The organism is Tardiphaga sp. 768_D3_N2_1, from assembly GCF_052076105.1.
In the GTDB taxonomy this organism is placed as follows: Bacteria; Pseudomonadota; Alphaproteobacteria; order Rhizobiales; family Xanthobacteraceae; genus Tardiphaga.
In genome coordinates, this window is record NZ_CP197245.1 from 5,612,676 (window position 1) to 5,629,699 (window position 17,024).

Annotated in this window: 15 protein-coding genes; 14 read left to right on the forward strand and 1 reads right to left on the reverse strand. The window is 59.4% G+C overall.

The window, feature by feature from the left end; translation table 11 throughout:
* The first annotated feature begins 15 nt into the window (after positions 1–15).
* The 9 genes from AB8A27_RS26440 to AB8A27_RS26480 all read left to right on the forward strand — a co-directional run bounded on the left by AB8A27_RS26440 (position 16) and on the right by AB8A27_RS26480 (position 10,501).
* On the forward strand, positions 16–1,902 hold the full coding sequence (locus tag AB8A27_RS26440; protein WP_441244432.1) for an amidohydrolase: 1,887 nt from the start codon (positions 16–18) through the stop codon (positions 1,900–1,902).
* On the forward strand, positions 1,899–2,309 hold the full coding sequence (locus AB8A27_RS26445) for a DoxX family protein (protein ID WP_441245037.1): 411 nt from the start codon (positions 1,899–1,901) through the stop codon (positions 2,307–2,309). The genes AB8A27_RS26440 and AB8A27_RS26445 overlap by 4 nt, the downstream gene beginning before the upstream one ends.
* Positions 2,306–3,940, forward strand: coding sequence for an MFS transporter (locus AB8A27_RS26450; RefSeq protein WP_441244433.1), 1,635 nt, complete (start codon positions 2,306–2,308; stop codon positions 3,938–3,940). Before AB8A27_RS26445 ends, AB8A27_RS26450 begins: the two co-directional genes overlap by 4 nt.
* 17 nt (positions 3,941–3,957) lie before the next feature.
* Positions 3,958–4,866 carry a glyoxalase gene (locus tag AB8A27_RS26455; RefSeq protein WP_441244434.1) on the forward strand — a complete coding sequence of 303 codons (909 nt, stop codon included), beginning with the start codon at positions 3,958–3,960 and terminating at the stop codon, positions 4,864–4,866.
* The gene (locus tag AB8A27_RS26460; protein WP_441244435.1) at positions 4,832–6,268 is read left to right on the forward strand and encodes an alginate export family protein; all 1,437 of its coding nucleotides are present in this window, start codon (positions 4,832–4,834) and stop codon (positions 6,266–6,268) included. The genes AB8A27_RS26455 and AB8A27_RS26460 overlap by 35 nt, the downstream gene beginning before the upstream one ends.
* Before the next feature lie 129 nt (positions 6,269–6,397).
* Positions 6,398–7,552 (forward strand): histidine kinase dimerization/phosphoacceptor domain -containing protein, encoded by a 1,155-nt coding sequence (locus AB8A27_RS26465; RefSeq protein WP_441244436.1) that lies wholly within the window; start codon positions 6,398–6,400, stop codon positions 7,550–7,552.
* Entirely contained in the window at positions 7,549–8,691 is a 1,143-nt protein-coding gene (locus AB8A27_RS26470) for a sensor histidine kinase (protein ID WP_441244437.1), read from the forward strand. The genes AB8A27_RS26465 and AB8A27_RS26470 overlap by 4 nt, the downstream gene beginning before the upstream one ends.
* Positions 8,688–9,329: a response regulator transcription factor gene (locus AB8A27_RS26475; protein WP_441244438.1), complete on the forward strand. Its 642-nt coding sequence runs from the start codon at positions 8,688–8,690 to the stop codon at positions 9,327–9,329. Before AB8A27_RS26470 ends, AB8A27_RS26475 begins: the two co-directional genes overlap by 4 nt.
* A 233-nt stretch (positions 9,330–9,562) precedes the next feature.
* Positions 9,563–10,501 (forward strand): helix-turn-helix domain-containing protein, encoded by a 939-nt coding sequence (locus tag AB8A27_RS26480; RefSeq protein ID WP_441244439.1) that lies wholly within the window; start codon positions 9,563–9,565, stop codon positions 10,499–10,501.
* Positions 10,502–10,664: 163 nt separating this feature from the next.
* Here the strand turns inward: AB8A27_RS26480 and AB8A27_RS26485 are convergent, their stop codons facing one another.
* The gene (locus AB8A27_RS26485; RefSeq protein ID WP_441244440.1) at positions 10,665–11,348 is read right to left on the reverse strand and encodes a LuxR C-terminal-related transcriptional regulator; all 684 of its coding nucleotides are present in this window, start codon (positions 11,346–11,348) and stop codon (positions 10,665–10,667) included.
* A 525-nt stretch (positions 11,349–11,873) separates the two neighbouring features.
* Here AB8A27_RS26485 and AB8A27_RS26490 point away from each other — a divergent pair.
* The 5 genes from AB8A27_RS26490 (at position 11,874) to AB8A27_RS26510 (ending at position 17,011) form a co-directional block, all read left to right on the forward strand.
* Positions 11,874–12,791 carry a LuxR C-terminal-related transcriptional regulator gene (locus tag AB8A27_RS26490; protein WP_441244441.1) on the forward strand — a complete coding sequence of 306 codons (918 nt, stop codon included), beginning with the start codon at positions 11,874–11,876 and terminating at the stop codon, positions 12,789–12,791.
* A 565-nt stretch (positions 12,792–13,356) separates the two neighbouring features.
* On the forward strand, positions 13,357–14,079 hold the full coding sequence (locus AB8A27_RS26495) for a sugar phosphate nucleotidyltransferase (protein ID WP_092140516.1): 723 nt from the start codon (positions 13,357–13,359) through the stop codon (positions 14,077–14,079).
* A gap of 75 nt (positions 14,080–14,154) precedes the next feature.
* Positions 14,155–15,291, forward strand: coding sequence for a DegT/DnrJ/EryC1/StrS family aminotransferase (locus tag AB8A27_RS26500; RefSeq protein WP_441245038.1), 1,137 nt, complete (start codon positions 14,155–14,157; stop codon positions 15,289–15,291).
* Positions 15,292–15,293: 2 nt separating this feature from the next.
* Positions 15,294–15,998, forward strand: coding sequence for a sugar transferase (locus AB8A27_RS26505; RefSeq protein WP_441244442.1), 705 nt, complete (start codon positions 15,294–15,296; stop codon positions 15,996–15,998).
* Between the two features lie 5 nt (positions 15,999–16,003).
* Positions 16,004–17,011: an SDR family NAD(P)-dependent oxidoreductase gene (locus AB8A27_RS26510; protein ID WP_441244443.1), complete on the forward strand. Its 1,008-nt coding sequence runs from the start codon at positions 16,004–16,006 to the stop codon at positions 17,009–17,011.
* Positions 17,012–17,024 lie beyond the last annotated feature (13 nt).

A 17,024-nucleotide genomic window follows, 5' to 3' on the forward strand; every position in this document is an offset into this window, starting at 1 on the left:
CCGAAGGAGCTCCCTATGGCCGAGTCACAGACCCCCGATCTCATTCTCCATCGTGGCCTGTTCACGACGCTCGATCGCTCCAACCCGGTCGCCAGCGCTGTGGCCATCAAGGATGGCCACTTTACCCATGTCGGCCACGACGCGGAAATCCTGCCGCTGGCGGGACCGAAGACGAAGCTCGTCGATCTCAAGGGCAAGCGCGTGCTGCCTGGCCTGATCGACAATCACCTGCACATCATTCGTGGTGGTCTGAACTTCAACATGGAGCTGCGCTGGGACGGCGTGCGCTCGCTCTCCGATGCCATGAGCATGCTGAAGCGCCAGGTCGCCATCACGCCGCCGCCGCAATGGGTGCGCGTGGTCGGTGGCTTCACCGAGCATCAGTTTGTCGAGAAGCGGCTGCCGACCATCGACGAGCTCAATGCCGTCGCGCCTGATACGCCGGTATTCCTGCTGCATCTCTATGACCGCGCATTGCTCAACGGTGCCGCGCTCCGTGCTGTCGGCTACACCAAGGATACGCCGAACCCGCCGGGCGGTGAGATCATCAGAGATGCCAACGGCAATCCGAACGGGTTGCTGCTGGCCAAGCCCAATGCCGGCATTCTCTATGCGACGCTGGCCAAGGGACCGAAACTGCCCTTCGATTATCAGGTCAACTCGACCCGCCATTTCATGCGCGAACTCAATCGCCTCGGCGTCACCGGCGCCATCGATGCCGGCGGTGGTTTCCAGAACTATCCGGAAGACTATGCCGTCATCCAGAAACTGCATGACGAGAACCAATTGACCATTCGTCTCGCCTATAACCTCTTCACCCAGAAGCCAAAGGGCGAGAAGGACGATTTCCTGAACTGGACCAAGACGTCAAAATACAAGCAGGGCGACGACTACTTCCGCCATAACGGCGCTGGCGAGATGTTGGTGTTCTCCGCGGCCGATTTCGAGGATTTCCGCCAGCCGCGGCCGGACATGGAGCCGGAAATGGAAGGCGAACTGGAGGAAGTGGTCCGCGTTCTCGTGCAGAACAAATGGCCATGGCGCATGCATGCGACCTATGATGAGACCATCAGTCGCGCGCTGGATGTGTTCGAACGCGTCAATCAGGAAATGCCGCTGGAAGGGCTGAACTGGTTCTTCGATCACGCCGAAACGATCTCCGATCAGTCGATCGATCGTATTGCGGCGCTCGGCGGGGGCATCGCCGTCCAGCATCGCATGGCCTATCAGGGCGAATATTTCGTCGAACGCTATGGCCATGGCGCGGCGGAAGCCACACCGCCGGTATCGAAAATGCTCGCCAAGGGCGTCAAGGTTTCCGCCGGCACCGATGCGACGCGGGTCGCGTCCTATAATCCCTGGGTGTCGCTGTCCTGGCTGGTCACCGGTCGCACCGTCGGCGGCATGCAGCTCTATCCGCAGCGCAACTGCCTCGACCGCGAAACGGCGTTGCGCATGTGGACCGAGAACGTCACCTGGTTCTCGAATGAGGAAGGCAAGAAGGGCCGCATCCAGGTCGGGCAGCTGGCGGACGTTGTTGTGCCGGATCGTGATTTCTTCTCGTGCTCGGAGAACGAGATCGCTGATATCAGCTCAGTTCTCACCATCGTTGGCGGCAAGGTCGTCTATGGTGTCGGCGATTTCGCCCGCTTTGACGAGAATGCGCCGCCGCCGGCGATGCCGGACTGGTCGCCTGTTAGCACCTTCGGTGGCTATGGCGCATGGGCTGCGCCCGATGCGAATGGACAGGTCGTCGCGCAGAAGATGGCGATGAGCTGCGGCTGCACCAATTCATGCGGCGTTCACGGCCATGATCATGCCACGGCGTGGTCCAGCAAGCTGCCAATCGCCGATCTCAAGAGCTTCTGGGGCGCGCTCGGCTGCGCGTGCTGGGCGGTATGATCACGAATCTCGCACGTCGCGTGATCGGTGCGCCCTTTGTGCATTGGCTGGGTTTGCTCTGCCTGTGCGCGGCCTATCTACAAGGTGGGCTGGTGAAGGCGTTCGATCTTCCGGGGGCGATTGCCGAGATGAACCATTTCGGACTGCAGCCGGCAGCGCCCTTCGCGCTAGCGACGATCGGGCTCGAACTGGTTGCCTCGTTGTTGATTCTCGGTGGCGTTCTGCGGTGGCTCGGCGCACTTTCGCTGGCAGGCTTTACGCTGATGGCGACGTTTCTGGCGAATCGATTCTGGGAGCTGGCCCCGCCAGAGCGCTTTATGAGCGCCAATTCGTTTTTCGAACATATCGGCCTGTGCGGCGGCTTCTTGCTCGTCGCATGGCATGACCTCAACAAGGCAAAATCATGAGCGGCACTGCCGACACTGCCAAGGCAATCAGTGCCTTCGCGCCATTCCGTCAATCCGTATTCGCGGTGATCTGGGCCGCGACGGTGATGGGCAATACCGGCAGCTTCATGCGCGATGTGGCGAGTTCCTGGCTCGTTACCGACCTGTCGGCAGCGCCCGCAGCGGTCACGATGATCCAGGCCGCGGGCACGTTGCCCATTTTTTTGTTCGCGATCCCCGCTGGGGTGCTGTCTGATATTCTCGATCGTCGCAAATTCCTGATAGCGGTGCAGGTGCTACTCGCCTTGGTGAGCGCGACGCTGATGATGCTGTCCTATTACGGGCTGCTGACGGTCAATCTGCTGATCGGCCTGACCTTCATTGGCGGCGTCGGAGCGGCACTGGTCGGGCCGACGTGGCAGGCGATCGTGCCGGAGCTCGTGCCGCGGCAGGATATCAAGAGTGCGGTCGCGCTGAATTCGCTGGGCATCAACGTCTCGCGCTCGATCGGTCCTGCGGCCGGCGGTATCCTGCTGGCCACATTCGGTGCAGCCGTCACCTATAGTGCCGATGTCATCAGCTATATGTTCGTCATCGCAGCGTTGCTGTGGTGGCCGCGCGCCAAGGCCGAGAACGACGTGCTGTCGGAGAAGTTCTTCGGCGCATTCCGGGCGGGCTTGCGCTACACGCGCTCCAGCCGCGAGCTGCATGTCGTGCTGCTGCGAGCGGCGATCTTCTTTGCGTTCTCCAGCTCGATCTGGGCGCTGCTGCCGCTGGTGGCGCGTAACTTGCTCGGCGGCGATGCCAGCTTCTACGGCGTGCTGCTTGGTGCGGTCGGCGCGGGTGCAATCGGTGGCGCGCTGGTGCTGCCGCGGCTCCGCGCGAAGCTCGACTCCGATGCGCTGTTGCTGATCGCCGCGCTGTTGTCGGCGTGTGTGATGGCCGTATTGTCCTTCGCGCCACCACGATGGGTTGCGCTTCCGGCTCTGCTGCTGCTCGGCTCTGCGTGGATCACGGCGCTGACGACATTTAGCGGTGTTGCGCAGGCGGTGTTGCCGAACTGGGTGCGCGGCCGGGGCCTCGCGGTCTATCTGATGATATTCAACGGTGCCATGGCCGCCGGAAGCCTCGGCTGGGGCGCGGTGGCCCAAGCGCTGAGCCTGCCGGCGACGTTACTGGTTAGCGCCTGCGGTCTCGCCATCGCCGCCTTCATCATGCACCGGGTCAAGCTACCAACCGGCGAAGCCGATCTCACGCCATCCAATTACTGGCCGGAGCCGCTGACGTCGGATGAGGTCGAACATGACCGCGGTCCCGTCCTGATCCTGATTGAGTACCGAATCGCGCGTCAAAACCGCGCGCCATTCTTCACCGGGCTCAAGCGCCTCTCCGAAGCGCGCCGCCGCGATGGTGCCTATGGCTGGGGTATCACCGAAGATGCCGCCGATCCGGAGAAGATCGTGGAGTGGTTCCTGGTGGAATCATGGGCGGAACATCTGCGGCAGCATGACCGTGTCTCGAAGGCTGATGCCGATGTGCAGCGCGAGATGACGCAATATCACATCGGGCCTGCCGCCCCAGTGGTCCGGCATTTTCTGACGCTGGATCTGAAGAACCCGATGTCGAAGCCCGAACTGGTCAACCAGCATTAGTCGTCACAAGGACTGCCATGATGCGTTTGTTCAAATTCACTGCCGCTATTGTTTCCGTCGCGTTGCTGTCGGCGGCGCCGCAAGATGCATGGTCGCGCGAGGTACCGGCGAAGACCAATTTTGCGGTCGGCGCGCAATATGACACGACGCATGTCTATGTCGCGCCGGAAGAGGTCGATCGCTTTGTCGAGAGCTTCATCGCAACCTTTGGCGGCAAAAGTACCAAACAGGTCGTTGCCACGGTGACGCCGACACCGAGCAGTACGACGTCGCAGCTTCTGCTGACTCCGGCGGGGTCGGTCTCGGTGTTCGGCTTCAAGACGCCGATTCCGTATCCGTTCGGCCATGAGCGCACCGGATATCTCGTCACCGATATCGACGCCGCCGTCAAAGCCGCGCAGGGCGCGGGCGCCGACGTGCTCGTCAAGACATTCCCCGACCCCATTGGCCGCGACGTCGTGGTGCAATGGCCGGGTGGCATTAACATGCAGCTCTATTGGCACACGACCGCGCCGTCCTACCCGGAGTTGCAGACAGTTCCGGAAAATCGTGTCTATGTGCCGGCCAGCCGGGCCGACCAGTTCGTGAAGAGCTTCGTCGCCTTCTCGAAAGGCAGCGTCGTCTCCGACACGGCGAAGGCGCCGGGCATCGAGATCGGCCGCCCCAACGACACCTATCGGCGGATCCGCCTCACGTCGAAATTCGGCAAGATGACCGTTCTGGTCACCGACGGCGTGCTTCCCTATCCCTATGGCCATGAGCTGACCGGCTACGAAGTGCCGTCGCTCGATGAGACGCTGACCAAGGCGAAGACTGCCGGTGCCGCCGTGCTGGTCGAGCCCTATGTGGCAGATGCGCGGCGTGCGGCGCTGGTGAAATTCCCCGGAGGCTATGTTGCCGAGATTCACTCCACCATCAGCAAATAGAAGACGGGCAGCGGCGACCGCACTTGCTTTCAGCGTGGTCGCCGCGCTGCTCTCGCCTGTGCGTGCTGAAGACGCCGCGTCGCAGCCGGCGCGCCCGAAGATCCTCACCAATCGCTGGCAGGAAGATTGGTCAGCGCTCGCCAATCCGGCGCTGCGGACCGAGCCGTTCGACGCGCTGAAATATATCCCGCTCTTCGTCACCGATCCGAAAAGCTATATCTCGCTCGGTGCCGCTCTGCGCGAGCGGTTCGAGTTCAACGACGCGCCGAATTTTGGCGTCGGCAATACGCGTGGCGATTCCTATCTGCTGCAGCGGCTGCAGATGCATGTCGATATCCGGCTGAACGAGAACTGGCAGATATTCACCCAGCTCGAGGACGTGCGAACCATCGACAAGGCGAGTATCTCGCCGGTCGATCAAAACCAGCTCGATCTGAGACTGGCCTTCATCGCCTATAGCGGTGCGCTGGGGGATGGAATCTTCAAGGCCCGTGTCGGCCGGCAGGATTTTGCCTTTGATCTGCAGCGCTTCGTGTCGTCGCGCGATGGGCCGAATGTGCGGCAGTCCTTCGACGCGGTATGGGCGGATTACGAGACCGGGTTGTGGCGCTTCATCGGCTTTGTCAGCCAGCCCGTCCAATATCGCTTTGGCGACGTGTTCGATGATTTCTCCGGCCAGAATTTCCGCTTCAGCACCGCGCGTATCGAACGCAAGGTGTTCGGCGACAACGAACTGTCCGGCTACTACTCGCTATTCGAGCGGTCGTCTGCGCGTTATCTCGACGCGCTGGGCGAGGAGGCGCGGCATATCTTCGACGTCCGCTTTGCGGGCAATGCCAATGGCTTCGATTGGGATCTCGAGGCGATGGGCCAGACCGGTCATGTCGGACCCAAGGATATCGAAGCCTGGGCACTGGGCGGCCGCACTGGCTACACATTCTCTAACATTGCATGGACGCCGAGGATCGGCCTGCAGGCGGATGCGGCGTCAGGCGACGGACGTGCAGGCGACAACACGATCGGAACGTTCAATCCGCTATTCCCGAACGGCTACTATTTCTCGCTGGCCGGCTATACCGGTTACGCCAACCTGATCCATCTCAAGCCGACACTGACGGTGAAGCCCATCGCGAATCTGACGGTTACCGCCGGGGTGGGCATGCAGTGGCGTCAGACGGTCGCCGATGCCGTCTATGTTCAGCCCAACGTTGCCATTGCGGGTACGGCCGGGCAGGGCAGTCGCTGGACCGGGGTCTATTCGCAGCTTCGGGCGGATTACGTCTTCAACGCCAACCTGACCGGAGCCGTCGAGGCGGTGCATTATGTCATCGGCGATACTGTGCGGAATGCTGGCGGCCATGACAGCAACTATCTCGGCCTGGAGCTCAAATATGGGTGGTAGCCGGGCGCTCCGTCGACCGCGTTACGGTGTGGTTTCATTTTCCACCGCCGCAGAATAGGTTACGCGAGCACCCGCCATTGGTCCTGTTTTGGCGTGATGGTTCGGATGACGCCGACATAAGTGGCTGACATGTGGAATGAACGCGATCGCATCGCGGCCTTGCATCGATACGATATTCTCGATTCTGCATCTGATGTGGATTTCGCGGACTTCGTGCAGATCGCGTCGGATATCTGCGATGCGCCGATCGCGGCCATCAATCTGATCGATGGCGACCGGCACTGGACACTGACCGGCATCGCGCATGGCGACCGGGAACTGCCACTGGATCATTCGATCTGCGCGCAGGCGATCCGCCAAACTGATTTGTTTGTGGTCCCCGATCTCTCCTCGGATACGCGCTTCCAGGACAATCCGCTGGTGAGCGGCGGTCCAAAGCTGCGCTTCTACGCGGGTGCTTTGCTGGAAACGCAAAACGGCCTGCCGATCGGCACCGTCTGTGTGCTTGACCATACGCCGCGCCCGGATGGTCTCTCGGCCCGTCAGCGATTCACGCTGCAGGCGCTCGCGCGTCAGATCATGAACCAGCTCGAACTGCGGCGCGCAATGATGGACATCACAACGGGAAACGCTGCGCGGGAAAGGCTGGAAGCATCGCTGAACGAAAAGGAAGCGCTGCTCAAGGAAGTGCATCACCGCGTCAAGAACAACCTGCAGCTCATCAGCAGCCTCCTGAACCTGCAAGCATCGCGCATCACCGACCCGATCACCGCGGCGCTGTTTGCGGACAGCCGCAACCGCGTGCGGTCGATGGCGCTGGTGCATGAAAATCTTTATCGCGCCGGCAACTTCGCCGAGATCGAGATGCAAACCCACGTGCTCAGTCTGTGCACGCATCTGCGCCGCGCCTATGGGCGGGCTCGCGTCGAGATCACGGCTGAGAGCGATGACGTGACGCTGGACATGGACCGCGCCGTGTCATGCGGCCTCGTCATCAACGAGCTCGTGTCCAATGCGTTCAAACACGCCTTTCCTGGCGAGCGTACTGGCTATATCAAGGTCGCGTTCGGCCGCAGCGACGACGGGATATGTACTCTGACCGTCGCGGATGACGGCATCGGGATGCCCGAACAGTTCGACTTCATAGAAACCAGATCGCTTGGCCTGCAGCTGGTGCGCGATCTGGTCGAGCAGCTGCATGGCGCGTTTTCTGTCGATCGCGCCAGCGGTACGACTTGCATCCTTACATTCCAGGCTGGTCGTAGCGCGAGGCTCGCGCCATGACAACGCGCGCCCGCGTCATGGTCGTTGAGGACGATCGCATCGTCGCCCGCGATATCAGCGAGCAACTCGGCCGGATCGGTCATTCCGTGATCGGGGTGACCGCCCGCGGCGAGGCGGCCGTTGAGCTTGCCATCAGCAATCGCCCCGATCTGGTGCTGATGGACATCCGTCTGGAAGGCGAGATAGACGGCATCGATGCCGCCCGGCAGATCCGTGCCAGATGCCAGATCCCGGTGGTATTCCTCACGGCCTATGCCGATGACGAGACGATCAGGCGGGCCAGTGAGGCCGAGCCATTCGGTTATCTGCTCAAACCGTTCGAGGATCTGCAACTGCGCACCGTGATCGAAATGGCCCTCTACAAGGATCGTGCCGACCGCAAGCTGCGCGAGAGCATGGCGGCGCTTCAGGTCGCGCAGGCGGAACTGGCGCGCATGTCACGGATCACCACGATGGGGCAACTCACCGCGTCCATTGCGCATGAGGTCAATCAGCCGCTGATGGCCGTTGTCATGAATGCCGAGGCCTGTGTGCAATGGCTCAAGGGCGAGAAGGCCAATGTCGGCGAGGCCCGCGCCGCTGCCGAGCGGGCCATCGCGGAAGGACATCGCGCCGGAACGATCATCCAGCGCATCCGCGCGATTGCGCGCAACGCGCCGGTGGTGTTCGAAGAGCACGACCTGAACGAGATGATCGAAAGCGTCCTCTCGATTGTGCAGCCGGAACTGTCGCGGCAAGGGATTGCGCTGGACGTCTATCTTCAGCCCGACCAGCCGTCGATCGTTGGTGATCGGGTGCAGCTGCAACAGGTGATGCTGAACCTCGTATCGAACGCAGCAGACGCCATCAATGCGTCGGGGACGCAGCAGCGACGCGTGACGGTGGTGTCGGCGATGGATCCATTGGGAGAGGTCTGCGTCACCGTCGAAGATGCCGGGGTGGGTATCAACCCCGATCATCTTGACGTGATCTTCAATCCGTTCTTCACGACCAAGCGGGATGGCATTGGTATGGGGCTGTCGATCTGCCGTTCCATTCTCGATGCCCATGGCGGAAGGCTTTGGGCGGAGCCACGCGTGCCCACCGGTACGTGCTTTCGATTCACGCTGCCACCACGTATACTGCAGGTGGCGCCGTGATCGCAGATCCAGAAAAAGTTGCGGCCGTTGTCGCCGTCATCGACGATGACCAGGGTATTCGCGAGGCCTTGGACGGCATGCTGCGCTCGGTCGGTCTTCAGGTCGAGTGCTTTGCCTCGGCGCAGGAGTTTCTGGCGAAGGATGACAGGGACAAATTCGGCTGCATCGTTCTCGACGTGCATTTACCTGGCCGTAACGGTCTCGATTTCCTTGATGATCTGGCTGCCCTGCATGTCACGACGCCAGTGATCGTGATTAGCGGCTTTGCCGATGTGCCGATGTCGGTGCGGGCGATGAAGGCCGGTGCTATCGAATTCTTGACCAAGCCCGTCCGCGCGATGGATCTTCTCGCTGCGGTTGAGGCGGCTGTGAAGCGCGACTGTGCAATGAAGCAGGCGGCCGAGAAAATCGCTGGCCTCAGGGCGGATTTCGAGACGTTGACGGTCAGGGAGCGCGAGGTGTTCGCGCATGTCGCCGCCGGCTTGATGAACAAGCAGATTGCGGCTGCGCTGGACCTGAGCGAGGCCACGATCAAGCTCCACCGCGGCACGATGATGCGCAAGATGCGGGCGAACTCGCTGGCTGACATCGTGCGGATGGCCGACCGGTTGGGATATGAGCCGCCCTCGCTCGCCTAGACCAAGGTCTAGTCAGTCTCCACCATGCTCCAATTGTCTGTCCGCGTACAATTCCGCATTCTGGAATCATGGAGCGGCGGCGACGCGCAACGATGTGTGTGGCTGAACGGAAACCTGCGGTGGTTCGTCGGGCGCATGAAAGCGCCCAGGCGATCTGTGGCGTGCAGCAATGGCGGTATATGATGGCGGATACCCGAATTCCCGACAGTGCACCATATGCGGGATCCGTCCATATGCCGGAGCGGCAGCAAATCCCGGCCAAGCCGAAAGCGCCGACGATCGACCTGTTTGGTTGTCCCGCCAGCAAGCTCCACAAGGATCAGGAGCTGCGCGGCGCCGGGATCAAGTTTTTCCGCAAAGGGAGCGACGATCCGCATCTCGGTCAGGTCTCGACCGCAGCCGACGATCGCGGTTTCCTGATAGGCATCTCGCAAGGCCGTGGTCATCGGCGGCGTATTTTCCACGAGCATCACGCCACGGGTCATGAGTTCGAGGAAGGCTCGATCTATATTCGCAACCTCGCGGATGACTATCGTGCCGATCTGCGCGGCGCGTTCGATTTTCTCCTGATGGAGGTATCGCGGCCGTTCCTGATCGAACTGGCGCAGGAGCACGGGTGGCGCGGTACGGTCGACCTTGCGTGCCACGCCGGTGACACCGATCCCGTTCTGTTGCGGCTCGTCAGCGTGGTCGAGCCCCTGCTGCAGAAGAGTAGCGAGGCGAGTCCGTTGTTCCTCGATCAGCTCGGAACGACGATCGGCATTCATCTGATCGAGCGGTACAACAATGCGGCCAGTCTCGAATCCGCGTCGCAAGGCGCGGCGCTATCACGGCCGCAACTGGCGCTCGCCGTCGAAATGCTGAGCTGCAACGCTGCCGGAAATGTGCGCGTTGCTGATGTTGCCCAGGCCTGTGGGTTGTCGCGCGGCTATTTCATCCGCGGCTTCAAGAAGGCGACGGGCAAGGCGCCCCACCAGTGGATCCTGTCCCAGCGCGTCGAGCAGGCCCGAGGTCTTCTGATGAAGAGCGATATGCCATTGGCAGATGTCGCACTGGCTTGCGGCTTTGCCGATCAAAGTCACTTCACCCGCGTCTTCTCCGCTGCGACCGGACTGCCGCCGGGGGCATGGCGCCGCGCAACTGGCAATGCAGGCTCTCCAGCGATTTTCTGAAGAAGGGCCCGCCGATGTCGCGCATGGTGGTGAAGCCGGGCATCAGGGGCCTTTCGGCCTCCACGCTGGCGGCAAGATGGATGTCGTTGACCAGGCTTGTGCTCCGATCAGCGCCAGCATCAGCGTGGAAGTAGCGCACGGGTCAGCGCGGGACTGCTCGCGCTCAATCACAATGAATCGACAGAGCTCGGTCCTCAAGAAAGCCCCCACGTTCATTGTGGGATATAGCGAGCGCCGCAAGCACTGTTCGGTTGCTGATTTCAAGCTTCTGATAGATATGGTGGAGATGCTGCTTGATGGTGCCATCGGCAATATTCAGCCGGCGACCAATTTGCTTGTTCGACAACCCTTCAGAGACCAGGCGCATGATCTGACGCTCGCGCTCTGTCAGCGCCGTCAGCACGCTCTCCGCGATCGCGATACTCTTTTGCTCGGAAGGTATACCGTGATTGACCGAGGGGAGCGGCAATAGCCTTTGGCCAGTCGCGATCTTCCGCAAGGATTGCACCAGGGTTTCGAGCGGCACGTCCTTCAGGATGACACCGTAGGCGCCAGCCGCGGCCGATAGAGCCAGTTGGCGATCTTCGACCACGGCGCTGAAAAAGACGACCCGCGTTGCAAGCCGCTCGGAATTGGCGATGGTAATAATTTCCAGCCCGGTCAGGCCTGGCATTGCGATGTCGATAACGGCGATGTCCGGCGTTAAATTTCGGATCGCTTCGATGCAGCTCATGCCATTGCTGCAGCATGCGACTACCTTGAAGCCGTTTTGCGCTTCAAGCACACTCGTCAAACCCTGCAGAACCACTGGATGGCGGTCTGCTATCACTACGCTGGTGCAGCTCATGGGCGGTCCTCAGCCTCGCCCCCCAAAACTTAAACTCCAGACTACCCCGGATATTTCCTTCTTAACCTAATTTTCCGGAGGCTCAAATTTGTTGCGCTACATCGCAGCGCAACAATCAAAAGACGATGCAACGTCGAGTGTCAATGTTTCAAATTGTCACTCAAGGATGGATGTCCCGTATGACGAAGCACGCACTCCCACTACGGAGTCTGCGGTGATTGCCCCGTTTACTATTATGAACGACATCCCTCAGTACCGGTCCATCGCCTATAACTAAAGGTATATAGGGAGATCGGGAATTCGCATCTAACATTCATAAAATGGTCGCAAACCGACAGGGAGGCTTCCTAAAATCGACCGTAAAATGCTTTCTAAAAGACAGAATTTCTTACCGACTAAGAATATTTCAATACCAAAACTTCTGCCGAAGAAGCGGTACTTAACCGCCGACAGATCACCAAGAAGGAGCTGAATTTCAATCGCTCCGTTTTTTAGTATCAGTTTGCGTGTGGTTGGGAGAGCGCTATGCGAAGGCAACAATCTTTTTTGACCATTCTCGTTGGGAAAAGCATTCTACTTAGAGAGGGGCTTGCCAGAATTTTACGCTCAGCAAATTTTCGTATCCTTGCTTCAGTATCAAGTGTTGATGATTTGCTCCCGGGCCAACTGCAAGCACACCAACCTCTGTTTCTTATTGTCTACACCGGCGATGATTTTGACGCCGCAATCGAGCAAATCGAACTTTTCAGAGACGTCCATCCGAACGGGCGGATTGCGATCGTGGCCGATCACTATCGAATGGACGAACTGGCGTCGGCGTTCCGGGCAGGTGCGAGTGGTTACTTTGTCAACGTTATGACCTGCGATGTATTCATAAAATCCATCGAACTGATCATGATGGGCGAAACTATCTTTCCTCCGGCATTTCTATCATCTGTTCTCGCTCCTGAGGGTGACGACCCAGGCGAGGTAGAGTCGCGCGGCCAGAACAAAAAACATGCGATTCTTATTGCTCCGGAAGGTGCGATGGCGCCGCAGCTTTCTCCGCGGGAGAAATCAATTCTGCACTGCCTGATCGAAGGCGCTTCTAACAAGAGCATCGCGCGAAAGATCCATATCGCTGAGGCAACTGTGAAAGTCCACGTCAAGGCGATCCTTCGTAAGCTCCGGGTTCAGAATCGGACACAGGCAGCGATTTGGGGGATGAACAACGGATCACTGGCAGAACCAGCGAACAGCAACTCTCCACCTTTGGTTGGCGATTCGAACGGCCGGCTTTCAAATCCTGTTGCGATGATCTCCGAGATCAAGACAATCGAGGCGCCGGTACCTCTCAGTGTGGTCAACGACGAGCCAGATCACGTCGAGGTCCCGCACATCGACGGTCTGATCCGCAAGGGCATCAATCGAAAGATTTGTGGCACGGCCCGGATCGGCAAGTAGCCGGCGATTGTTGGTGTGGGCGAGCAAGTCGCGCTGACCGACGATTGTCGGGCGGTCGCGCCCATGCGGATGAACGATCAAGCATAGATACGTGATGCGTTGACGATCACGCGTACTGTCGCGATGCGATTCAATAAGTTGTTCCACCGATCCTCGGCGACAGTTAGTACAACGTCGCTCGCATGCATGACGGATGCCGGGCGTCAGTTTCTGAAGACTTGCTGACAAGTCGGTGCGCTGCGTCTGTCGTCGCCATTCCAATCGCAATGATGTCGATCTTGCCTCGCGATATCTACGTCTACGCCAGCGAGACAGCCGAAGTCGGGCTTGGTCTATCCCATCACATCAGGCAGCTACTTCGAGCTGTAGCACAGCCGCTTCAATGCATGTGCTCACGTAAAATCCAACTATCCTTGCGAGATCTCATGCAAACGCACGAAGACGTGTTGACAGTCAACGTCTAGCTTTCTCGTCAATGCCATTCCGGTTCGGCCGTCAGCGCCAGGTCGGGTTGTCGCGTTGATATGATGAACGATTGCGTGCTCCAGCAACACAGGAGGATAATATGAAAGCTGTCATTCAATGCGGCGGAAAGGGAATGCGCCTGCGCCCGCATACATCCATTTTGCCGAAGCCGCTCATGCCGATCGGATCGCGGCCCGTTCTCGAGCTCCTGCTCAAATGGCTCCGACGAAACGGAATCAGAGAAGTCTTCATCACGACTGGATATCTGGGCCATCTTATTCGCAGCGTGTGCGGCGACGGCAATCAGTGGAATATGCAGATCGTTTACACGCAGGAGCTGGAGCCGCTTGGAACGATCGGGCCACTGTCCCTTCTGCGAGAGCAACTCGACACGCCGTTTCTGGTTCTCAATGGCGATGTGCTTACGGACCTGAACCTCAGCCAGTTCGTGAGCTGTCATCGACGGCATCAAGGTCCTCTTACTATCGCCACTGCAACACGTCCCACCAAGATGGACTTTGGCGTGATCGACGAGACGGGCGGATGCGTCACCGGATTCCGCGAGAAGCCCGAACTATCGCATCTCGTGAGCATGGGCATCTATTGCATGGATCCCTCGGTGCTGGATCGCATTCCGTCAGGTGTTCCATTCGGCTTCGATGATCTGATGGCCCAGATGCTCGAGGAAGAAGTGCCCGTGAACGTATTCAAGCACAACGGCATGTGGCTCGACATCGGGCGGGTGGATGACTTCCTCAAGGCTCAGGATATTGCCTGGGACGAGCAGTCGCCGCCGGCATTCGTGGCAACCGTCGCGGCCTGACGCAGGCACCGCTTGTCACGGCTGTTGTCCGTGCTGCTCAAACGTTTCGCTGAATCCGGGATCGGAGATAAACACATGCTATTGGTATCAGAGCCAGTCCTGGGTCCGGACGAGCAGACAGCCCTAGCCTCTGTAATCGAGAGCGGTTGGGTCACGATGGGCGACCGCGTTCGGGAATTCGAACAAGCGTTCGCCCATCTTCATGAGGCTGAGGATTCGATCGCCGTCGGCTCGTGCACGGCGGCCCTTCACCTCATCTTGCACGCGCTTGGCATTGGGCCTGGCGACGAAGTTCTCGTTCCATCGCTAACCTTCGTCGCCACGGCTAATAGCGTTCTCTACGTGGGAGCGCGCCCGGTCTTCGTCGATATCGATTCAGCCGAGATTCCGCTGATGTCGCTGGATGACGCTGAGGCCAAATGCACATCGAGAACCAAAGCGATTATTCTCGTCCATTTCGCCGGCTACCTCGCACACCGCGATACTTGGCAGGCCTTTGCTCGTCGTAAGGGGCTGCTCCTGATTGAGGATGCAGCTCATGCGCCAGGATTGCCCGCCGTGGGGACGTTTGGCGAGGCGGCGGCATTCAGCTTCTATGGCAACAAGAACATGACGACCGCCGAGGGTGGAGCCATTATCGCCCGCAGCCGCGCTTTGAGGGAAACTATCAGGCGAGCACGATCTCATGGCATGACAAGCAGCACGCGGCAGCGCCTCACCAGCCGCCGCCCCGACTACGATGTGACGATCCTTGGGTTCAACTATCGTATGGACGAGTTGCGTGCGGCCCTCGGTCTTGCCCAACTCAAGAAACTTCCTGAATGGAATGACACCAGACGACGCCTGTCACTGTGCTATCGTCAGTTGATGGCGGAGCATTGCCCAACGGTGATGATACCCTTTGCAAATCCTTGGCCATCGGCGCACCATCTGATGCCTGTTGTTCTGCCGGCGGCAACCGACCGGCAGCCCGTGATTGATCGGCTACGCAAGCGCGGGATACAGACCACCATTCACTATCCCCCTGTACACCAGCTGACGTTTTACAGAGAGCTTTACCCCGATACGCTCTTGCCGCGAACCGAGGAGTTTGCCCAACGCGAACTCACGCTGCCGCTCCACCCCCGGATGAACCCGGCCGATGTAGAGCAGGCGGTGAATTCCCTCGCAGCCGCACTTGGCACCGAGTTTCCACTAGGGGCAATCGCATAGCCATGCGTGGTGCAGCTCACCAACTCTCGACGTCAACTCCTGTTACGCAAGTGGGCTTGCGGCGGGCCTTTGATGTTCTGGTTGCCGGCGCTGCGGCAGCCACTCTCGCTCCTCTGTTCCTGATCGTAGCGCTCGCTATCTGGATCGAAAGCGGAAGGCCGATTTTGTTTTCGCAACTTCGTCTCGGGCAAAATGGACGACCATTCCGCATGTATAAATTTCGCAAATTCAGACCGGATTGCGATCTGCATGGGTATCCGCTCACGGTAGAAGGCGATGGCCGCCTAACGATGATTGGTCGCTTCCTTGCCGCGAGCAAGCTGGACGAGTTACCGCAACTCTGGAACGTTTTGCGCGGCGACATGGCGCTCGTGGGGCCGCGGCCCGAATCGCTTGCATTCTTCGACTGCTTTCATAGTGGCTTCGAGAAGCTTCTCGACCACAAGCCCGGCCTTGTTGGTCCCTGCCAGGTCATGTTTCGTCATGAAAGCAAGCTCTATCCCGCTGACGTTGCGGCTGTGGACTTCTATCGACAAGTTCTGTTCCCGACCAAGGCGAAGATCGATCTCGCCTATTTCCCGCGCCGAACACTGATTTCCGATCTTGGCTGGATTGTTCGTGCAGCCTGGGCAATCGCCGTGGGATCGTGGACTGAATCCACGCCGAAAGATCAATCCAAAGACTCTGGACAACAAACCGGAGATTGACGGCCATGAGTTACCTTGGTGCCAGAATTCTCGTTACGGGAGCCGATGGTTTCATTGGTTCGCACCTAACCGAAGCGCTTGTTTCGGCAGGAGCCAATGTTACCGCGCTTGCCCAGTACAATTCCTTCGACAGCCATGGTTGGCTGGATGATTTGCCGGATTCGACCCGAAAGAAAGTCAATCTCGTTCGCGGCGACATCCGCGATGCGGCTTTCATCAGTCGTCTCGTGCCTGGCCACGAAATCGTTTTTCATCTCGCAGCACTGATTGCGATCCCCTATTCCTACGTCGCTGCGCAATCCTATGTCGAAACGAACGTGCTCGGCACCTTGAATGTGCTCGAAGCCGCGCGGCAGCACGGCACCGAGCGGGTCATTCACACGTCGACCAGCGAGGTTTACGGCACGGCCATAACAATGCCGATCGATGAAAATCATCCGCTACAGGGACAATCGCCTTACTCCGCCTCCAAAATTGCCGCAGACATGATGGCGGGGGCTTTCGCGAAGTCGTTCGGCGTACCGGTCGTCATCCTCAGGCCCTTCAATACGTTTGGGCCACGGCAAAGCGAGAGGGCGATCATCGCCGCCATCATACGGCAAGCACTCGATCCCTCTTGCCCCGCGATCATGATCGGGGATGCAACAACCGTACGCGATCTCACATTCGTTGCAGATACGGCAGCCGCGTTCATGGCTGCCGGGCTGGCCGAGGGCATCGAATATGGCCAGCCATATAACGCAGGCAGTCAGCGGGCGATCATGATCCGCGACCTGATTGACGTCATCGTCGATCTTACTTCCAGCGACAAGCCTGTGCTTCAGGAGGAGAAGCGTCTGCGGCCGACAAATTCGGAAGTGCGAGCGCTGCTGGCTGATTGCACCCGCTTCGTCCATGCGACGGGATGGTCACCGCAGGTCACGCTGCGGGAAGGGTTGGAACGGACAGTTGACTGGTGGCGTCATCGCCTTTCGGGAAAGCAAGTCCGGCGGCAGAGGGATTTCATCACATGAAGGCCCGGCTGGG

Bases quoted from the DNA above. Each gene is read 5' to 3' on its own strand.
- AB8A27_RS26505 (WP_441244442.1), top strand. From the start codon at position 15,294: ATGCGTGGTGCAGCTCACCAACTCTCGACGTCAACTCCTGTTACGCAA.
- AB8A27_RS26465 (WP_441244436.1), top strand. From the start codon at position 6,398: ATGTGGAATGAACGCGATCGCATCGCGGCCTTGCATCGATACGATATT.
- AB8A27_RS26440 (WP_441244432.1), top strand. From the start codon at position 16: ATGGCCGAGTCACAGACCCCCGATCTCATTCTCCATCGTGGCCTGTTC.
- AB8A27_RS26485 (WP_441244440.1), bottom strand. From the start codon at position 11,348: ATGAGCTGCACCAGCGTAGTGATAGCAGACCGCCATCCAGTGGTTCTG.
- AB8A27_RS26450 (WP_441244433.1), top strand. From the start codon at position 2,306: ATGAGCGGCACTGCCGACACTGCCAAGGCAATCAGTGCCTTCGCGCCA.
- AB8A27_RS26460 (WP_441244435.1), top strand. From the start codon at position 4,832: ATGTTGCCGAGATTCACTCCACCATCAGCAAATAGAAGACGGGCAGCG.
- AB8A27_RS26500 (WP_441245038.1), top strand. From the start codon at position 14,155: ATGCTATTGGTATCAGAGCCAGTCCTGGGTCCGGACGAGCAGACAGCC.
- AB8A27_RS26510 (WP_441244443.1), top strand. From the start codon at position 16,004: ATGAGTTACCTTGGTGCCAGAATTCTCGTTACGGGAGCCGATGGTTTC.
- AB8A27_RS26470 (WP_441244437.1), top strand. From the start codon at position 7,549: ATGACAACGCGCGCCCGCGTCATGGTCGTTGAGGACGATCGCATCGTC.
- AB8A27_RS26455 (WP_441244434.1), top strand. From the start codon at position 3,958: ATGATGCGTTTGTTCAAATTCACTGCCGCTATTGTTTCCGTCGCGTTG.
- AB8A27_RS26445 (WP_441245037.1), top strand. From the start codon at position 1,899: ATGATCACGAATCTCGCACGTCGCGTGATCGGTGCGCCCTTTGTGCAT.
- AB8A27_RS26480 (WP_441244439.1), top strand. From the start codon at position 9,563: ATGCCGGAGCGGCAGCAAATCCCGGCCAAGCCGAAAGCGCCGACGATC.
- AB8A27_RS26490 (WP_441244441.1), top strand. From the start codon at position 11,874: ATGCGAAGGCAACAATCTTTTTTGACCATTCTCGTTGGGAAAAGCATT.
- AB8A27_RS26495 (WP_092140516.1), top strand. From the start codon at position 13,357: ATGAAAGCTGTCATTCAATGCGGCGGAAAGGGAATGCGCCTGCGCCCG.